We start from the raw sequence: 17,498 nt of genomic DNA on the forward strand, positions 1-17,498 counted from the left end.
TTTCTTATTGGTAATGCTTACGAACGGTAAAATTCCGGATATCGGTAAAACTCCCTTAACGACACCAAGGTTATTTATTGGCGGAATTAAGTAAGGGGTTAACCGGTGCAGCTGGCGAAGCGGGACTTGTCCCACACGTCATTCTTGGTGGTTGAAGACAACGCCCACATGCGCAGTATCCTGCGGTCGATTTTAGCCGGATTTGGTGTTCGGCAAATTTTCGATGCAGGTGATGGTGCCGATGGGTTGGAGTTTGCTATCGAGCGCTACCCCGATGTGATTTTGTTGGACTGGTCCATGGTACCGGTATCCGGTTCGGATTTTCTGCGGATTTTGCGTGCAGAAAAAGATCACCAACTGAGAACAACACCGGTCTTGATTGTAAGCGCGCAATGTCAGCGCTCTACGGTGATTGAGGCCGTCAAGCTGGGTATTCACGGTTTCATTGCCAAACCGGTCTCTCCCACGCTTCTCTATCAGCATGTCGTGAACATCCTGATGCGCCAAGACAGCGAGGCGCGAACCATGGGTATTGGTCTCAAACGTCTCCCGAAACGGGAGCAGCCCCTGGCGGCACTGGCACGTGAAGCAAGGGGCGCAACACCACCACCTGCGCCCGCTGACGCAGAGGATGATAGTGATATGGCGTTGCTTTGAACGTTGCTGCGCATTTTCGTTGATTGCATGAGCGCCAGCAGGGGGATAGAGGTGTGTCATATCCACTTTGATGCCCGAGTCTCATGATAACTGATCGTATTCGAATTGCTGTCGCGCAACTTAACCCGACAGTTGGTGATCTCACCGGAAATGCTGACAAGGTGCGGAAGGCCCGCGATGAAGCCGCGCAGCTCGGTGCTGATCTGGTGCTTTGTCCGGAATTGACCTTATCCGGGTATCCGCCTGAGGACCTCGTGCTGAAACCTGCCTTTGTGCAGCGCTGCATGGATCTGGTGTCAGAGCTTGCGAGCGAGACAAAAGGTGAGGGGCCTGGCCTCTTAATCGGATCGCCCTGGGCCGAGGACGGTCAGCTTTATAATGCGGTTGCTCTCGTTGATGATGGTGAGATCAAAAGCATCCGCTACAAATATGATCTGCCGAACTACAGCGTCTTTGATGAAAAGCGTGTGTTTGCAGCAGGCCCGCTTCCGGGGCCGATGGATTTTCGCGGTGTGCGCTTAGGTGTGCCCATCTGTGAAGACATCTGGAACGACGAAGTTTGTGAGTGTCTTGCTGAAACAGGTGCTGAACTTCTTCTTGTGCCGAATGGATCTCCGTATTGGCACAATCGGGCTGAAGAGCGCCTGCAGGTGGTTGTTTCCCGCGTGGTGGAAAGTGATCTGCCGCTGATCTACTGCAATCAAATCGGCGGGCAGGATGAACTGGTCTTTGATGGCGGTTCCTTCGGTTTGCAGGCAAACCGCACGCTGGCGTTTCAGATGTCGCAGTTCACGTCCGATCTTGCCGTTACCGAGTGGGTGAAGGGCGAAGATGAAATCTGGGTTTGTGAAAGCGGTCCGAAAGCGGCACTGCCTGATCTAGATACGGCCAACTGGCAGGCCTGTGTACGGGGGCTCAGGGATTACGTGACCAAAAACGGATTTCCGGGTGTGGTTCTTGGGCTTTCCGGTGGTATTGACAGTGCCATTTGTGCAGCCATGGCCGTCGATGCGCTTGGGGCTGACAAAGTACACGCGATTATGCTGCCCTATCGCTACACGTCAGAGGAAAGCATCAAGGATGCAGCTGAATGTGCAGCTGCCCTTGGCATTCGCTATGACACGGTTCCCATTGAGGAGCCAGTTCTGGGATTCACCAACGTGTTGAGTGATCTGTTTGCGGGAACAAAGAGCGATACGACAGAAGAGAACCTACAGTCCCGTGCCCGTGGGGTGATCCTCATGGCGGTTTCCAACAAGTTTGGACACATGGTTGTGACCACTGGCAACAAATCAGAGATGTCAGTTGGTTACGCGACACTCTATGGAGATATGAACGGCGGCTACAATCCGATCAAGGATCTCTACAAGACCCAAGTCTATCATCTGGCTGATTGGCGCAACCACAACAGGCCAGATGGCATGTTAGGGCCAGAGGGAGAGGTCATTCCGACCAATATTATCACCAAGGTTCCGACCGCCGAACTCAGGGAAAACCAGACGGATCAGGATTCGCTGCCGCCTTACGATGTTCTGGACGACATTCTCAATTGCCTCGTGGAAGAGGAAATGTCGGTGAATGAGATTGAGGCACGAGGTCATGATAAGGCGCTTATTCACAAGGTGGAGCATCTGCTTTACATTGCTGAATACAAACGGCGTCAGGCCCCTCCCGGGGTGAAGATCACAAGCCGAAACTTCGGCAAGGACCGTCGTTACCCCATTACCAACCGCTTTCGGGACCGGTCATAGCGCTGCAAGGTTAGGGCGCGTGACTTTGGTTCCGGTTTCTTCAACAGGGGGATGTTCCCTCTGAATTTCGAACTGGATCGCTCTGTGTCCTATTTCGCTTTCTTGCGGGCGAATTTCCGCTGGCTGTTGGCCGCCTACCTGCTGACCTTCTTTTCAGGGTTTGGCCAAACCTATTTCATATCCCTTTTCGCTGGGGACATTCGTGAAGAGTTTGGCCTGAGTCACGGAGACGTCGGCGGTATATATATGCTCGCTACGCTTGGCAGCGCACTTGCGCTTCCTTGGCTTGGCAAGCTGGCCGATGATTTTTCCTCGTCTGTGACAGCTACGGGCGTCATGGTCGGTTTGACGCTCGCCTGTTTGGGAATGGCCCTAGTACCCTCGGTTTGGGCGCTGTTTGTTGTCATCTTTGCCTTGCGCCTTTTTGGTCAGGGAATGATGACCCACACAGCCTTGACGGCGGTCAGCAAGTGGTTTTCCGCGCAGCGTGGCCGTGCCATGTCGATTGCGATCATGGGATTTCCAAGCGGGGAGGCCATTTTGCCTGTCACGTTTGTTGCCTTGTCGCTCGTAATTGGTTGGCGCAACAGTTGGTTTGTGGCGGCTGGACTGATGGTGCTGGTCGCGCTGCCGCTGATTTTGTTTCTTCTGGCAAAAGAACGAACACCCAGTGCAGCGGATAACGAGGCACGGGCAGCAGAAGGTCGACAATGGACCCGTTCAGAGGTTCTAAAGGACCCTGTGTTCTGGATCATCTCTGCGGGGATTTTAGCGCCGCCCTGTTTTGGAACGGCCATTATGTTTCACCAAGCCTATCTTGTTGAGCTGAAAGGCTGGACGAAAGAACTCTTTGCCTCGGCCTTCATTGTGATGGCTGTATTCTCGGTCGCCAGTTCCGTTTTGGCTGGTGGTCTGGTTGATCGCTATTCGGCGCGCCAACTTCTCGCCTTGACCCTTATGCCGTTGATGCTTGGTTGCTTTGCGCTTGCTTCTTTCACATCGCCAATCGTCGCGTTTGTTTATATGGGTCTCCTGGGGATGGGGAACGGATTTGCAGCAACTCTTATCGGCGCTTTGTGGCCAGAAGCATACGGAACACGGCATGTTGGGGCGATCCGTGCCGTTGCCTTTGCACTGATGGTGTTTGCATCTGCTGCAGGGCCGGGAGCAATGGGATGGCTGATTGATGCCGCCGTCTCCTATAACGTGCAAGTGGCCGGAATGGGGGTGTATTGTCTTTTGATGGTGTTTGCTCTTTTGCAGGCATCTGTTGCGCTTCGAAAAAGAACCCTGCAATAAGGGATATCTTGCAAAGGGGCTTGCCCCGCATCCCTCCTCAAGCTACCTGAGACCCATGACTGTTACCGTACGTTTTGCACCGTCTCCGACGGGCCACATTCACATCGGCAATCTTCGGCCGGCTCTGTTCAACTGGCTTTATGCCAAAAAGGAGAACGGCAAGTTCATCCTGCGCTACGACGATACTGACGTCGAACGCTCTAGGGAAGAATACGCACAATCCATTGCACAAGATCTGGCTTGGATCGGCATTCAGCCTGATGTGGTGGAAAAGCAATCGGATCGCTTTGCGTCTTATGATGCGGCTGCGGAAAAGCTGAAAGAAGCAGGGCTCCTTTATCCTTGTTATGAGACACCGGATGAGCTGGAGCGCCGTCGCTCCCGTGCACGGGCCCTTGGCCGTCCGCCGGTCTATGATCGTGCAGGCTTGAAGCTGACGGATGAAGAAAAGGCAGCTTTTGAAGCGGAAGGGCGCAAGCCGCATTGGCGTTTTGTCTTGCCCAATCATGATGGTGATCCGTTTCAGACAAAGCGGACCGAAGTCACCTGGAATGATCTGGTGCGCGGGGAGCAGTCTGTTGATCTGGCCTCTCTGTCTGATCCGGTTCTGATCCGCGCTGATGGGACGTATCTTTATACGTTGCCGTCTATTGTCGACGACGCGGATATGGGTGTGACCCACGTTATTCGCGGCGAAGACCACGTTGCCAATACAGGCGTTCAGATTCCGATCTTCAAGGCGCTGGGCGCAATTCCGCCGGTGTTTGGTCATCACAATCTTCTGACGACCCATGACGGGGAGGGACTGTCCAAGCGGAAGGGGTCTTTGTCCATCGGCTCTTTGCGTGAAGATGGCCTTGAAGCCATGTCCGTTTCTTGTGTCGCCGTATTGACGGGTACCAGCCATGCGGTTGAGCCGTTCTCTGATCTGCATGCGCTTGCCGCCGATTTTGACCTGACATCCGTATCCCGCTCTTCTGCCAAATTCGATCCGGCTGAGATTGTCGGCCTGAATGCCCGCATTGTTCATGACCTGCCTTTTGAAGCTGTTCAAGATCGTCTGGAAGCTCTAGGCGTTTCTGGTGGAGAGGCCTTCTGGCAAACCGTGCGCGGCAACTGTGAAAAAGTTCAGGATGCAGCTCAATATTGGCAGATTGTCTCTGGCAGCATCGACGGCGAGATTGACGACGAGGACCGCGACTTCCTGAAATCTGCCCGCTCACTATTTCCTGAAGGGGACGTCACAGTTGATACATGGGGGGCTTGGACGTCAGCTGTGAAGTCTGAAACAGGTCGCAAGGGGCGGGGGCTTTTCATGCCGCTCCGCAAGGCATTGACCGGTCTCAGCCATGGCCCGGATATGAAGGATTTTCTTCCCTTTATTGGGCGACAAAATAGTCTGGACCGACTACCCGAATAGAAGCCCTCTCGTCCTTCGATTGGATTGAGACAGGCGTATCATCAAGAGAAGAGAAAACCGGCGTGGCTTCGTCAGCCGGTTTTTTTGTGGTTGCGTTGACCAAAGGGGTGAATGGTTCTACCGGCTTTTTACCGCGCAAGGTTATGCTGCCCAATACCGGCAACGAGCGTTTGCCGGTTGTGCCCAATTGTCCATTTTCGCGCGCTACCTTGGGTTTGATGACTTGAGGCAACCGTGCCGCGGAATTGAAGCCACCAAGCATGTCTTCCCGTGTCGCGGGGTCCAGCCGCTGCGGAATATGCTCCAAAGCCATGGGCGTTATGGCAAACGGATTATACCCGCCGAATGGGCCGCTTTTGGTTTGGCCTTGAGACCCGGCATACGGGTTGCTTAACGGATTGCCGGAGAGGCTGATATTCGTCAGCTTTCCGTTTGCGACGCTTTGATCGCCACGTCGACAGCTGCAGCCTTCAACCACTTCTTTGCGAAAGCGGTAGGCATTTGCCATTTCGATGTATGCCTCGCCCGCCATGGATATCATATCTTTTGGTAGGCCACCTGGGTTGGGGTGGCTAAAGAGTTCGGTCTTGACCGCGGGACACATTTCCGCGCAGCGCATGGCGTCTTCGGCGAAGAACTTTTCCTTGGTTGAAAAGCTGATCGGGAAATAGAACCCGTCACAAGTGCGCACGCACATTGTGCGATAGGTCGGCCCACTTGCAACACTTGCCGAGCTGCGAGGCCTGTCGTCATCAATGCTCAGGCGCAGACGGGCTTTTTGCGGTTTAAGCTGATTGGAGCTGATATCAGGCGCTGGCGTCACTGGGTTTCCGCGCGTCGCCACAACCAGACCATTTGGAAGCGTTTGATATTTGGGATCCTGCGCTTCTACAGTTTCGGACTTTTTGGCGAATAGCTTTTGAAAGAAACCCTTTTGCTCGTTTGAAGCTGATTGGGTTTTTGTCTGGTTGCGACCACCACCATTGCAATTCTGTCGGGTCAGAGTCCGTTGGATTTGCGCAATCCGAGCCGTATTCGTTCCACGTGCGTCGGCCTTTTTTATTTGGCGTTCTATGGCCGCAAGGTTTTTGTGCATCTTGCGGATCTTGCTGTTCAGTCCACGACACTTTGCAGAACGGGTTTGGACATCGCATTGGAAATACCGGGCATCACGTTCTGCTCCGGTCAGGGCAGCTTGCTGACGCTTTTTCGCAGTCCGCCATTTGGCAGCCTCGGCGCTGCCGCTGTTTGCGGAAAGGCGTGAAAGCTCGGACTTAAGCGCCTTGCACGAGGCAGCATGACCGTCGATCGGCACAAGCAATAAAAGCAGTCCGAACGACATCATTGATGTGCGTGCCAGCCATTTGGTCATGCGCCGTGTCAGCATTCGTTTCGTGTTCCGCTGGATGGTGTGCGGTTTGGGCGGGAGCAAAGTCCCAATGCCAAATATTACCAATTTTGCTCAGATTATCTAAAAATCTGCTAGGCAAGGTTAACGTTACGGCTTTCCAAGTGAACAAGAGCCTTTATTTGGTGCGAAATGTTTCAGAGGCTTTGTGGAGCCGCTTGAAGGCCGTCTCAAGAACCGTTTGTTCGTTTTCTGTAAGAGTAGATTTTAACAGTGCATTGAATCCCAGAGCCTGAGGAACCAGCTCCCGATACATGGCTTTGCCGCTTTCTGTGAGTTCAATGAAGCTTTCGCGCAAATCCTGAGAATTTGCCTGGCGTGCGACGAAACCGCGGTCTTCCAGTGCCGTAATGGCTCGGCTAACTTTCGTTTTGTGCATGGTGCTGCGAAGGCCGATTGCTTTAGCAGTTACAGTGCCGGATTGGCCGAGAATTGCAACGACGCGCCACTCTGGAATGGAGATGCCAAACTGGTCTGCGTAGATCCGAGAAAAGGACCGGCTGACTTCTTCTGCAAGAAAATTTAGCTGGTAAGGCAAAAACTGGTCGAGTGACAGCACTGGGGTGTTCTGGCTCTCCTGTTCTGGCGAATTTGAGGCGTCAGAAGGCTGCATTTTGAAAAATCCTAATTGCCGTAGCTGTCAATTTTTCTGACTTAAGGCAGGTCATGGTCACTCGCCCACCGCCAAAAACTTAAACGATAAGGCGGCTATACTCCAAATTATCGTGATGTTGAACATCTGCGTATTTAAAACTGAATTGCAAAAAATGACGGACGGAAATTACACAACAGCCAGTTTTGTTCTGGAGAATACTAACTTGCTGTTGAAAAGGTTAAAAGAGATTAGTATTTGCGGTGCCTCGATTTGCGAATCAAGCATAACTCCTGAGAACATCCTAGTAAATGTGAGCGGCATCTTTCTAAGGGTGCCAGTTATCGATCGACTTGATTGGTCAGGTCTGGACAATCAGCGGGGCGCATCATGACTAAACACTTTGCTTCGATCATGGATACAGATGAGAAACCTGTTTCGTTTCGTGAGGTCGGAACCGGGTGTTATGCCTTTACCGCTTCTGGCGATCCGAATTCCGGTGTGGTCGTTGGCGATGATGCGGTTTTGGTGATAGACGCGCAGGCGACGCCTGCAACAGCCAGCAAAGTGATGGCCTGCATCGAGCAGGTGACAGACATGCCGGTCAAATATGTGGCGTTGACCCATTATCATTCGGTTCGCTCGCTCGGGGCCAGCGCATATGGCGCAAGTGAAATTATCGCATCTGATCTGACACGCCGCATGATTGCGTCTCGCGGAGAATCCGACTGGGCCGCGCAACGCGAGCGTTTTCCTCGCTTGTTTGAGGATCAAGACAGCATTCCCGGTGTCACAACACCCACAATGACATTTGCCTCTTCATTGTCGCTGAACCTCGGCAATCGTGAGGTGAGGCTCATGCATTTGGGGCGTGGACATACGATGGGAGACGTTGTGGTGTGGGTTCCGGGATCTGCTGTGCTCTTTGCCGGTGATCTGGTTGAAAACAAAGTTGCCTGCTACTGCGGTGATGCACATTTGGATGATTGGCCAAGAGCGCTCGACCGTATCGCCGCGTTTCGCCCGAAAGCGTTGGTTCCCGGGCGTGGTGAAGCTCTTCTCGGTGAGGTTCCTGTGCAGCGGGCTTTGGATGAAACCCGTGAGTTTGTGACCACCTTGCGGGATACGGCTCAAACTGCGGTACATCAGGGTAAAGGCCTCAGAGATACGTTCCAGGCGGTGAAGTCTGTCATGGATCCCATGTTTGGCGACTATGCGATTTATGATCATTGCATGCCATTCAATGTCGCACGGGCCTATGATCAGGCGCTCGGTATAGAAACGCCACAGGTTTGGACGCGCGAACGCGATCAAGACCTTTGGGATGCTTTGAAAGACGTGGATCTGACAGCGCGCCAAGGTAATGCGCAAGACGAGGTGGAGCCGACGGAAGATGTGCTCGACCTTGAACTTGAAGATATGGTCGACGCTGCTGCAGATGAAGCCCCAACGGCGGACGAGCTGGAAGCGCTTGGCATATCAGATGAGTTTGCAGATGAGGTTCGCAAGGAAGGGCAATTGGCTTCTGCGTGAAGTATCTCTGGGCGCGAATTGCAAAAGAATGCCCAGTATCGAAAAATAATGTTGGACGCATTGGATCTGAGAACCCACATGTAGGTCACTTTGACTGAAACGAGGTTCTTGACCAATGCGTTTGTTTTTTGCCGCCTGTGCTCTGTTGGGACTGCTTGCATCGCCAGCTCTCGCCGCCGACGAACCAGACCTGATCTTCAAGAAATCGACAGTCTGGAAGTTTCTAACACCCGACCACAAACTTGCCACCTATGCGGTGGATGACCCGCTGGTGGATGGCGTCGCCTGTCACTTCACGGTGCCGGAAAAAGGTGGATTGTCCGGTTGGATCGGTGTAGCCGAAGAAGTATCTGACGTTTCTCTTGCGTGTCGGCAGGTTGGGCCGATTGTCTTCAAGGGGGAGTTTGAGCAGGGTGAGGAAATGTTCCGTCAGCGCCGGTCATTGTTTTTCAAGAAGATGCAAATCGTGCGTGGCTGTGACGCCAAGCGGAACGTGTTGGTCTATCTCGTTTATTCAGACAAACTCGTGGAAGGTAGCCCGAAAAACTCCACTTCAACCGTGCCAATCATGCCGTGGGGCGATCAAGAGCCGCCACGTTGTAGCGAATACCTGACTGACTGAGTTCGGAGAACGAATGATGGCGCAGCCGACTGCCTTTATTTGGCGTCGGCAGTATAGTCGCTAGTTTCTGCGAGCATATGCGGAAGCACGTCGCCTGCACAGAAGTTCTTGTATAGTACGGCCATGATCTCGCGGGTGGGATCGCTCGCCAGTCTGTAATAGATGGTCGTTCCATCTCGACGCGTTGCGACGAGGCCTTGACTGCGGAGCAAGGAGAGCTGCTGAGAAACAGTTGGCAAACGCATACCTGTTTTCTCGGCCAGATCGCCGACACTGCACTCGTCTTCCGACATATGACACATCAAAAGCAGGCGCGGCGCAGAAGCCAGCATCTTCAGAAACTGAGCAGCATCTTCTGCGTTTTCTTCAAGGGCCTTGGTATCCATTAGTTGAATGTGCCAAACTTTTTGCTGCGCTGCAAGCAAACCTAACGGAACTCCACTCGATTCACAGGTTTTACATTTTGCCGAAAGCAGCCTCGATTTGGGTCCAGACCCTAGATGCGTCCGAGGGCTGGTAGAACGATGTGGCCGGACCCACAGCTTACGCCCGTTGTCAGGCACAGGGTCTTTTGCTGAACTTCTTTAGCGGACATTTGTGTGCCGCCGGCAAAGCTCAAAATTCCCGCAATCGGAGCTGCGAACAGGGTCAGGATGAACATGACAACAAACAAACGGTTCAACATGGGTTGGCTCTCTTTGAAGCGGTGACGTGATTGAAGCCACTTTAGGAGACCGGCTTTGAACCAAGGCTGAGGCACATATTCAGGTTCGGTTCAGGATCGTAAACGCGTTTGATGTTTATGAAATCTATTGGGTTTTCCTGAGTTTTAAAGGTTCTTGACCATCGCCTCCCGGAGTGCCTTCAACAAAACCGCGTCGCGGCTGTAGATGTCACGCCTGAAATGAGTGGAGCCGTCCTTGTTCATCCAGGCGGTCAGATAGGTGAGGTGCACTTTAAGTGGCTTGTTCAACTTGATGACGGTTCTTTTTTGACCGTCCCGGATCTTTTCCAGTTTCCCTTTCGAATAGCCTTCAGGCGAAAGCAGGACATCGCCAAGGTCAAAGGGTTTGGCGACGCGGATGCAGCCGTGGCTGAAGTCGCGTTGTGCACGATTGAACAAGGACTTGGTGGGAGTGTCATGAATGTAGATATTGAATTCGTTCGGAAAAATGAACTTGATCCGCCCGAGCGCGTTATCCGGTCCCGGGTCCTGGCGCAGCTGGAAAGGGAAGTTTCGCCGTGAATAAGCTGACCAGTTGACGTTTGAAGACGCAACTTCCTTTCCGTTCAGAAATACCCGCATGTTTTTTTTCGGAAAGCGCGTTGGCGTTTGCTTGCAGCTTTGGCAGATACTCTCTTGTTGAGATGGAATAGGGCACATTCCAATAGGGGTTCACCTCGACATAGGTCATGACATCGGAAAAGACCGGTGTAGCATGATAGGGCTTGCCGACAATGACTGGTGTTGTGTGCCATGTTTTGCCGTTGCGAACGACTTTCAGCGCCTGGTCGGCCAGATTAACGAACACATAGGTGTCGCCGAGATTGTCCGGCATCCACCGACGCCGCTCCATATTGAGTTCCATCTGGATCAACCGGTCATTAATCGAAACATTCAATGCTTCCAGTGTGCTTTTGCCAATAATGCCGTCGACTTCCAGTCCATGATAGGATTGAAAGTTTTTCACGGCCTCGACCAACGCGCCATTGTAGGTGGATCCCGAATGCTGTTCGGCGAGTAGAAAATCTTCCTGAACCAGTCGTTCCTTGAGGGTTGGAACGCGCGGGTCGATCATTTCCGGTTTGAGAACCTCGCCTTTTGGAATGGATGTAAATCCACCATTCGCAGCTTTTTCCCGGTACTCTCCCAAACGTATCTGGAGGCGCAGGTAGCTGGCGGTTTGCAGCGGTAAGCTGTCCAGAAATGCGCTGAAATTTGATGTTGTCTCAAGTGCGTGGAACAGGTCCTTGGCCTTGGGTCTATCCGGGAAAATATTCAATGCCTTGTTGATCTTGTTCGGCTGCACCCGGCCAGATGAGACGTGGGTCGCATACCTGAGAAACTGAATGCTGAGATCAACTTCGATGGATGCCCAATCTTCCGCGTTTTGGGCTGCGCGTGCTCGGTCGATGAACTCCAGTGGTCCATAGTTGTCTGGGTTCAGAGCATGATCATTTGCGGCTGAAAACGCCTCCAACACGAAGAATGCCTGTTCCGTAGCTCCGTCTTTTGTCAGCCAGAAAGGGGCATAGCCGCGCGCTTCATAGACACGTTTCAGACCGGCATCGATCGAAGCTGGCAGGACATCGCGAATGGCTCTGGCAATGGGCGTTGCCGGTTCGACGACCGGGCCGCGCAGTTTTGCAGCGGACGGCGAGGGAACAGGGATCGGGATCCGGTCTGCCCAAGTGGCCTGTGTGCTGCTCAGGGCAAGAGTGCCTGCCGCTGCCAAAACTTTGATCCAGTTCAAAAATGTCGACATATCAGCCCCCTGATTCCTGCCCGGTTTCACCCTATCTCACATGTGGTCACTGTCCAGTTTCACGTCGCCGCAGGAAAAACGGCCCTTGACGGTAAAAAGAAAACCGGTCCATAAGAAGCGCCATGATGATGGCCACTTGGAACATCATTTCGATCACCATTATTTGCAGCTAGCGACACCGCTGGCTGTGGCCGATCCCCTTTTGGCATTTTCTCCTTAAGACGGACCGCCCGGCCAGCCGGCCAGGAGACGGTTTGACATGAGCGCCGCCGATAAAGCGACGCCGAACGCTGACAAGCGAGACGGCACCTTCAAGGGACTGCGGGTCACCAACACCTTGACCCGAACCAAGGAAGACTTCGTTCCTATTTCGGACGCCAACGTGCGCATGTATGTCTGTGGGCCGACGGTGTACGACTTTGCTCATATCGGCAACGCCCGCCCGGTCATTGTCTTTGACGTGCTGTTCCGCTTGCTCAATCACCTGTACGGCGGCGAGAATGTCACCTATGCCCGAAACATCACGGACGTAGACGACAAGATCAACGCGCGGGCGCTTCGAGATCACCCAGACCTTCCGTTGAATGAGGCGATTGCCAAAGTCACAGAACGGACGGCCAATCAGTTCCATGTAGATATCGCGCGTCTCGGCTGCCTTGAGCCGACCCATGAGCCGCGGGCAACCGGGCATATCGGCGGCATGATCGCCATGATCGATACCTTGATCGCCAAGGGCAATGCCTATGTGGCGAGTGGCGAAGTTTTGTTCGACACAACCTCCATGCCCGCTTATGGCGGTTTGTCCAAGCGCAATCTGGATGAGCAAAAGGCCGGGGCCCGGATTGCCGTTGAGGCGCACAAGAAAAACCCGGCAGATTTCGTTCTCTGGAAGCTCTCCTCTGACGAAGAGCCCGGCTGGGACAGCCCATGGGGCCGGGGGCGTCCGGGCTGGCACATCGAGTGCTCGGTCATGAGCGAGCATCACCTCGGCAAGGTTTTCGACATTCACGGCGGCGGGCTGGACCTGATCTTCCCCCACCATGAAAACGAGATTGCTCAATCGTGCTGCGCCAATGGCACGAAGAAGATGTCCAACTACTGGATGCACAACGGCTTCTTGCAGGTGGAAGGCCGCAAGATGTCCAAATCCGAGGGCAACTTCTTCACCATCCATGAGCTGTTGGATGATGAGACTTTTGGTGGTCGGAAATGGCCGGGGGAAGTGCTGCGTCTGGCGATGCTGATGACCCATTACCGCGAGCCGATCGACTTCTCTAAAAAGCGTTTGGAAGAGGCGGAGAGATTGTTGTCCAAATGGCCTGCGCCCATCGAGACTGACGCAGCGCCCTCAGAAGCCATTCTTGAAGCGCTAACGGATGACTTGAACACAGTGGCGGCCATTCAGGTGTTGCATCAACTGGCTGCTGAGGCTGCACAGAATCCTGAAATGCTTGGTGTCTATTCTGCGTCGGCTGCGCTCTTGGGCGTTCAGCCGGTCAAAGCGGATACAAGTGAACTAGATACGTCTTCGATTGATGCTCGTGTTTCTGAGCGTCTTGAGCAGCTCAAGGCCAAAAACTGGGCGGAGGCTGATCGAATCCGCGACGAATTGGCGGCTGAAGGCATTTTGCTCAAAGACGGCAAGGATGCAGAGACAGGTGAGCGCGTCACCACTTGGGAAGTGAAACGTTAGGGAGACCGGGATGTCCGGATCTGGGGGAGAGGTAAAAACGGGCGGGTGCCAATGTGGTGCTGTTCGGTTTCGGGTAGAGGGCAAACTGGGGGAGGCCAGTATTTGCCACTGCCGCATGTGTCAAAAGGCGTTTGGCAGTTTCTTTGCCCCCCTGGTGGATGTGGACACGTCGGATTTGACTTGGAAACGAGGCAAGCCGACATATTTTGCGTCTTCTGATGTCGTGGACCGCGGATTTTGCTCAAACTGTGGTACGCCGTTGGTATTTGCTTACCGGGATTATTATCTCACCGGCTTGGCGATTGGGGCGTTTGATGATCCAGGATCCATAGAAATCACGAAACAGCATTGGGTGCGCGACAGGGTGCCCAGTCTCGTTTATGCGGTAATCAAAACCCCCTGTGATCAGGAAGATGCCCCGGAATTCGCGAGCATTATTGCGGAAATTGATGCCAGTATTCATCAGCATCCGGATTACGAGACGCCTGAGTGGCCAATGGGAAAACGACTATGAGCGAAGCGAAAAAAAAGACCGGCGGTTGCCAATGTGGCGCCATACGCTTTGAGGCGTCTGATTTTGGCCGGTCTTCAGTATGTCATTGTCGGATGTGCCAGAAGGCGCTTGGCGGCCCGTATGCCGTGCTCGTCACCGCGCGTGATCTGAAATGTACACGCGGTGCACCAAAACACTTCCAAAGCTCCGACAAGGTGAAGCGCGGCTTTTGCGCAGATTGCGGGACACCGCTCACCTATGAGTTTGAAGGAAGTGCCCCTGATGTAACGGTTGCTTCCTTTGATGACCCATCCTTTGCCCCACCCACTGTTCAATTGGACATAGAAGCACAAATTCCGTGGTGTGAAACAGTTCCTTCGCTGCCTTATGAAGGTGGTGGTGAGGGGCCGAAACCTGTCAGTTACCAACATCCCGATCACGATACGCCAGACTGGCCGATGGCCAAAGTCCAGCAGGAAAGAGCGTCATGAGCAAAGACCGTTTGTATCTCTTCGACACCACGCTTCGCGATGGGGCTCAAACAAGCGGGATTGATTTTTCGGTCGCCGAAAAGGTCGTGATTGCGGAACTGTTGGAACGCCTCGGTGCTGATTATGTCGAAGGTGGGTATCCCGGTGCCAATCCGACCGATACTGAGTTTTTCTCAGAAAAACGAACCGAAAAGGCGACGTTCACTGCCTTTGGGATGACCAAACGACCGGGACGCTCGGCTTCCAACGATCCGGGGTTGACGCAGATCCTGTCTTCCAAATCGGACGCCTGCTGCTTTGTTGCCAAGACCTGGGACTATCATGTTGAGGTCGCGCTTGGCTGCACCAATGAAGAAAATCTCGAAAGCATTTCTGATAGCGTGAGGGTCGCTACTGCATCCGGCAAGGAAGCGATGATCGACTGCGAGCATTTCTTCGATGGTTACAAGGCCAACCCGGAGTATGCATTGGCCTGCGCGAAAGCTGCCTATGATGCCGGGGCACGATGGGTGGTGTTGTGTGACACCAATGGCGGCACACTGCCGGAGGAAGTGACGGACATCGTCAAGGCGGTTCAGGCCGTCGTACCGGGGGATCATTTGGGCATCCACACCCATGATGACACCGGGCATGCCGTCGCGAATACGCTTTCAGCTGTCAATGCAGGCGTGCGTCAAATCCAGGGCACCTTGAACGGCATTGGCGAGCGGTGCGGCAATGCAAACCTTATCACGCTCATTCCGACGCTGATGCTGAAGGAGGCTTATGCGGAGCGGTTTGAGCTTGGTGTCAGCAAGGAGCAACTGGCGGACCTCACGTCGATCTCCCACGCCTTTGAAGAAATTCTCAATCGGGCTCCAAACCGGCATGCGCCTTATGTTGGCGAATCTGCCTTTGCTACCAAAGCAGGCATTCATGCTTCGGCGATCTTGAAAGACCCGAAAACCTACGAACATGTGGAACCGGAGAAGATTGGCAACCGCCGACGAGTTCTTGTCTCGGATCAGGCGGGCAAGAGCAACCTTCTGGGCGAACTGAACCGCCTCGGCATTACAGTCGACAAGGCGGATACGCGCCTTGACCGGCTCTTGTCAGAGGTGAAAGAGCGCGAAGCCAAGGGGTATTCTTATGAGGCTGCCGATGCGTCTTTTGAGCTTTTGGCACGCAAGGCCCTCGGCGAAGTGCCATCCTACTTCGATGTGGATTCGTTCCGTGTCATGGTTGAGCGTCGGTTTAACGCAATCGGCGAGGTGGTCACCGTGTCCGAGGCCGTTGTCAAGCTGGTGATTGACGGTGAAACCCGCATGTCCGTTGCGGAAGGAAATGGGCCGGTCAATGCGTTGGATACGGCGCTGCGCAAGGACCTTGGAAAATACCAATCGGCCATCGACGGACTTGAACTCATCGACTACAAGGTTCGCATTCTCAACGGTGGTACCGGGGCGGTGACACGCGTTCTGATCGAGAGTCAGGATGTGAGGACGCATCGCCGATGGTTCACAATCGGTGTCTCCAGCAACATTGTCGATGCTTCCTTCCAGGCGCTGATCGACTCCATTACATATGCCCTGATGAAGGCGGAGGTCGCCTGAATCGGGCCTTTTTGAAAGTTTCGGTTCATGGCTGATGCCACACCCACGGGTAAAAGCCCGCCCGCAGCGCAAGACGAGATGCAACGCGGGATTTTACTTGCACTGGCGGCCTATGGCATGTGGGGGTTCTTTCCGGCTTACTACAAGCTGACCGCGTCCGTTTCGGCGGATATCGTGGTTGCCCACCGCATTGTCTGGTCCGTGTTTTTTGTTGGTCTGTATCTGCTTCTGCGCAATCGTGGTGCAGAGATTTGGGAAGCCCTGACCGCGCCGGCGATCGTATTTCGGTTATGTGCGTCGGCTGCCTTGATCGGAGTCAATTGGCTGGTGTTCGTCTGGGCCATCGGGCAATCAAAGGTGCTGGATGTCTCGCTTGGCTATTTCATCAACCCGTTGGTGAGTATTCTAATCGGGTTGATTGTACTCAGAGAGCGGCTGTACCCCTTGCAAATGATCGCTGTTGGCCTCGCCTCAGTGGCTGTTTTCCTTCAGGCGCTCTGGACCGGAGGATTACCCTGGGTCTCCCTCGTGCTCGCATTTTCCTTTGCAGGCTATGCTTATGTGCGAAAGGTGACACCGGTCCGCCCGACTCCCGGTCTTCTGGCTGAATCGACCTTATTGGTTCCACTAGCTGCAGGGTATTTGATGCTGACGGCAAGTTGGGGAATGGATTCGCTGTCCCTGAATAATCTGCCGGTATTGGCTGCTCTCGCAGGCACCGGTATTATCACGGCTCTGCCGTTGATCGCTTTTTCAGGCGCAGCGCGGCGACTGCCGATGGTGATAATCGGGATCATGCAATATATCGCGCCGTCGCTTCATTTTGTGATGGCAGTGTTCATTTGGAACGAGCCGCTGGAATCCTCCCGTTTGGTCACTTTCCTGATCATCTGGACGGCACTGGCTATTTTTACGTTTGACAGCTATCGGCGATATCAGGCCTCGCGGCGCAAAGCGGCTTTGGAAAAGGCCTGAGGACTCGCTTTAGCAGGCGATGAGTTTGTCCCGCCCAGTGTCCTTGGCGCGGTAAAGGCGCATGTCCGCCATATCAAGAGCCCCAGCGATATCGGTGCCATCCACCTGCGCGATCCCGACGCTGGCGGTTACCTTGATAGGACCTTGCTCAAGCTTGATGCCGGCCAAACGCAGCTTTTCGATGAACGTCTGCATTTTGACTTCCACTTCTTCTTGGCAGTCTGCCTTTGCAAGAATGCAAAATTCATCGCCGCCAAGCCGCAGTACATGGTCTTCCGGTCCGGCCATAGCCTGCAACTCGCGCGCAAAAGTCACCAATGTGGTGTCTCCGGCAATGTGGCCGTAGGTGTCATTGATTGACTTGAATTTGTCGATGTCCAGCAGACAGACCCAAAAGCTCTTGTCGTCGTTTTGCGCGGCCTTCACCGATTGGCTTGCTTGCGAAAACAGATATCGTCTGTTGTAGAGCCCGGTGAGCGGATCGCG

17 protein-coding genes and 1 pseudogene are annotated in these 17,498 nt (G+C 53.8%); 11 read left to right on the plus strand and 7 right to left on the minus strand.

Going from position 1 to position 17,498, the window contains the following annotated elements:
- Positions 1-105 precede the first annotated feature (105 nt).
- The 4 genes from TRICHSKD4_RS23865 to gltX all read left to right on the plus strand — a co-directional run bounded on the left by TRICHSKD4_RS23865 (position 106) and on the right by gltX (position 5,127).
- Positions 106-657, plus strand: coding sequence for a response regulator (locus tag TRICHSKD4_RS23865; protein ID WP_009759803.1), 552 nt, complete (start codon positions 106-108; stop codon positions 655-657).
- A gap of 83 nt (positions 658-740) precedes the next feature.
- On the plus strand, positions 741-2,408 hold the full coding sequence (locus TRICHSKD4_RS23870) for an NAD+ synthase (RefSeq protein ID WP_009759804.1): 1,668 nt from the start codon (positions 741-743) through the stop codon (positions 2,406-2,408).
- Between the two features lie 51 nt (positions 2,409-2,459).
- Positions 2,460-3,707, plus strand: a complete 1,248-nt coding sequence (locus TRICHSKD4_RS23875) for a nitrate/nitrite transporter (protein WP_009759805.1) — start codon at positions 2,460-2,462, stop codon at positions 3,705-3,707.
- A 55-nt stretch (positions 3,708-3,762) separates the two neighbouring features.
- Positions 3,763-5,127 (plus strand): glutamate--tRNA ligase, encoded by a 1,365-nt coding sequence (gene gltX, locus TRICHSKD4_RS23880; protein WP_009759806.1) that lies wholly within the window; start codon positions 3,763-3,765, stop codon positions 5,125-5,127.
- Here the strand turns inward: gltX and TRICHSKD4_RS23885 are convergent.
- Entirely contained in the window at positions 5,087-6,514 is a 1,428-nt protein-coding gene (locus TRICHSKD4_RS23885; RefSeq protein WP_009759807.1) for a DUF2865 domain-containing protein, read from the minus strand. The genes gltX and TRICHSKD4_RS23885 overlap by 41 nt on opposite strands.
- A 139-nt stretch (positions 6,515-6,653) precedes the next feature.
- Positions 6,654-7,148, minus strand: coding sequence for a MarR family winged helix-turn-helix transcriptional regulator (locus TRICHSKD4_RS23890; RefSeq protein WP_009759808.1), 495 nt, complete (start codon positions 7,146-7,148; stop codon positions 6,654-6,656).
- Positions 7,149-7,517: 369 nt separating this feature from the next.
- On the opposite strand from TRICHSKD4_RS23890, the pseudogene TRICHSKD4_RS23900 reads away from it, so the two are divergent.
- A pseudogene (locus tag TRICHSKD4_RS23900) lies at positions 7,518-8,462 on the plus strand (MBL fold metallo-hydrolase); the annotation flags it as partial.
- Between the two features lie 313 nt (positions 8,463-8,775).
- Positions 8,776-9,282: a CreA family protein gene (locus TRICHSKD4_RS23905; RefSeq protein ID WP_009759810.1), complete on the plus strand. Its 507-nt coding sequence runs from the start codon at positions 8,776-8,778 to the stop codon at positions 9,280-9,282.
- Between the two features lie 35 nt (positions 9,283-9,317).
- Here the strand turns inward: TRICHSKD4_RS23905 and TRICHSKD4_RS23910 are convergent, their stop codons facing one another.
- The 4 genes from TRICHSKD4_RS23910 to TRICHSKD4_RS23920 form a co-directional block, all read right to left on the minus strand.
- Positions 9,318-9,668, minus strand: a complete 351-nt coding sequence (locus TRICHSKD4_RS23910; protein WP_040617380.1) for a metalloregulator ArsR/SmtB family transcription factor — start codon at positions 9,666-9,668, stop codon at positions 9,318-9,320.
- A gap of 110 nt (positions 9,669-9,778) precedes the next feature.
- On the minus strand, positions 9,779-9,967 hold the full coding sequence (locus TRICHSKD4_RS23915; protein WP_009759812.1) for a hypothetical protein: 189 nt from the start codon (positions 9,965-9,967) through the stop codon (positions 9,779-9,781).
- Positions 9,968-10,111: 144 nt separating this feature from the next.
- Positions 10,112-10,588, minus strand: coding sequence for a L,D-transpeptidase family protein (locus TRICHSKD4_RS31380; RefSeq protein WP_208993169.1), 477 nt, complete (start codon positions 10,586-10,588; stop codon positions 10,112-10,114).
- A complete protein-coding gene (locus TRICHSKD4_RS23920; protein WP_009759814.1) occupies positions 10,479-11,768 on the minus strand; it encodes a L,D-transpeptidase family protein in 1,290 nt (429 codons plus the stop codon). The genes TRICHSKD4_RS31380 and TRICHSKD4_RS23920 overlap by 110 nt, the downstream gene beginning before the upstream one ends.
- Before the next feature lie 259 nt (positions 11,769-12,027).
- On the opposite strand from TRICHSKD4_RS23920, the gene cysS reads away from it, so the two are divergent.
- The 5 genes from cysS to rarD are packed head-to-tail and all read left to right on the plus strand — an operon-like array spanning position 12,028 to position 17,012.
- Positions 12,028-13,461, plus strand: coding sequence for a cysteine--tRNA ligase (cysS, locus tag TRICHSKD4_RS23925; protein WP_009759816.1), 1,434 nt, complete (start codon positions 12,028-12,030; stop codon positions 13,459-13,461).
- Positions 13,462-13,471: 10 nt separating this feature from the next.
- The gene (locus TRICHSKD4_RS23930; RefSeq protein ID WP_009759817.1) at positions 13,472-13,975 is read left to right on the plus strand and encodes a GFA family protein; all 504 of its coding nucleotides are present in this window, start codon (positions 13,472-13,474) and stop codon (positions 13,973-13,975) included.
- Entirely contained in the window at positions 13,972-14,445 is a 474-nt protein-coding gene (locus tag TRICHSKD4_RS23935) for a GFA family protein (protein WP_040617381.1), read from the plus strand. Before TRICHSKD4_RS23930 ends, TRICHSKD4_RS23935 begins: the two co-directional genes overlap by 4 nt.
- Positions 14,442-16,037, plus strand: coding sequence for a citramalate synthase (gene cimA / locus TRICHSKD4_RS23940; RefSeq protein ID WP_009759819.1), 1,596 nt, complete (start codon positions 14,442-14,444; stop codon positions 16,035-16,037). Before TRICHSKD4_RS23935 ends, cimA begins: the two co-directional genes overlap by 4 nt.
- A 27-nt stretch (positions 16,038-16,064) precedes the next feature.
- A complete protein-coding gene (rarD, locus tag TRICHSKD4_RS23945) occupies positions 16,065-17,012 on the plus strand; it encodes an EamA family transporter RarD (RefSeq protein ID WP_009759820.1) in 948 nt (315 codons plus the stop codon).
- 9 nt (positions 17,013-17,021) lie between these two features.
- On the opposite strand, the gene TRICHSKD4_RS30970 is transcribed toward rarD, so the two are convergent.
- Positions 17,022-17,498 (minus strand): GGDEF domain-containing protein (locus TRICHSKD4_RS30970; protein WP_040617382.1); only part of this gene is annotated, 477 nt, incomplete at its 5' end.

This window comes from Roseibium sp. TrichSKD4 (assembly GCF_000148725.1).
Lineage (GTDB): Bacteria > Pseudomonadota > Alphaproteobacteria > Rhizobiales > Stappiaceae > Roseibium.

What these genes read in the sequence shown, in the direction of transcription:
- TRICHSKD4_RS23870 (WP_009759804.1), top strand. Translation starts at nt 741, where the DNA reads ATGATAACTGATCGTATTCGAATTGCTGTCGCGCAACTTAACCCGACA.
- TRICHSKD4_RS23875 (WP_009759805.1), top strand. Translation starts at nt 2,460, where the DNA reads ATGTTCCCTCTGAATTTCGAACTGGATCGCTCTGTGTCCTATTTCGCT.
- gltX (WP_009759806.1), top strand. Translation starts at nt 3,763, where the DNA reads ATGACTGTTACCGTACGTTTTGCACCGTCTCCGACGGGCCACATTCAC.
- TRICHSKD4_RS23885 (WP_009759807.1), bottom strand. Translation starts at nt 6,514, where the DNA reads ATGCTGACACGGCGCATGACCAAATGGCTGGCACGCACATCAATGATG.
- TRICHSKD4_RS23890 (WP_009759808.1), bottom strand. Translation starts at nt 7,148, where the DNA reads ATGCAGCCTTCTGACGCCTCAAATTCGCCAGAACAGGAGAGCCAGAAC.
- TRICHSKD4_RS23905 (WP_009759810.1), top strand. Translation starts at nt 8,776, where the DNA reads ATGCGTTTGTTTTTTGCCGCCTGTGCTCTGTTGGGACTGCTTGCATCG.
- TRICHSKD4_RS23910 (WP_040617380.1), bottom strand. Translation starts at nt 9,668, where the DNA reads ATGGATACCAAGGCCCTTGAAGAAAACGCAGAAGATGCTGCTCAGTTT.
- TRICHSKD4_RS23915 (WP_009759812.1), bottom strand. Translation starts at nt 9,967, where the DNA reads ATGTTGAACCGTTTGTTTGTTGTCATGTTCATCCTGACCCTGTTCGCA.
- TRICHSKD4_RS31380 (WP_208993169.1), bottom strand. Translation starts at nt 10,588, where the DNA reads ATGCGGGTATTTCTGAACGGAAAGGAAGTTGCGTCTTCAAACGTCAAC.
- TRICHSKD4_RS23920 (WP_009759814.1), bottom strand. Translation starts at nt 11,768, where the DNA reads ATGTCGACATTTTTGAACTGGATCAAAGTTTTGGCAGCGGCAGGCACT.
- cysS (WP_009759816.1), top strand. Translation starts at nt 12,028, where the DNA reads ATGAGCGCCGCCGATAAAGCGACGCCGAACGCTGACAAGCGAGACGGC.
- TRICHSKD4_RS23930 (WP_009759817.1), top strand. Translation starts at nt 13,472, where the DNA reads ATGTCCGGATCTGGGGGAGAGGTAAAAACGGGCGGGTGCCAATGTGGT.
- TRICHSKD4_RS23935 (WP_040617381.1), top strand. Translation starts at nt 13,972, where the DNA reads ATGAGCGAAGCGAAAAAAAAGACCGGCGGTTGCCAATGTGGCGCCATA.
- cimA (WP_009759819.1), top strand. Translation starts at nt 14,442, where the DNA reads ATGAGCAAAGACCGTTTGTATCTCTTCGACACCACGCTTCGCGATGGG.
- rarD (WP_009759820.1), top strand. Translation starts at nt 16,065, where the DNA reads ATGGCTGATGCCACACCCACGGGTAAAAGCCCGCCCGCAGCGCAAGAC.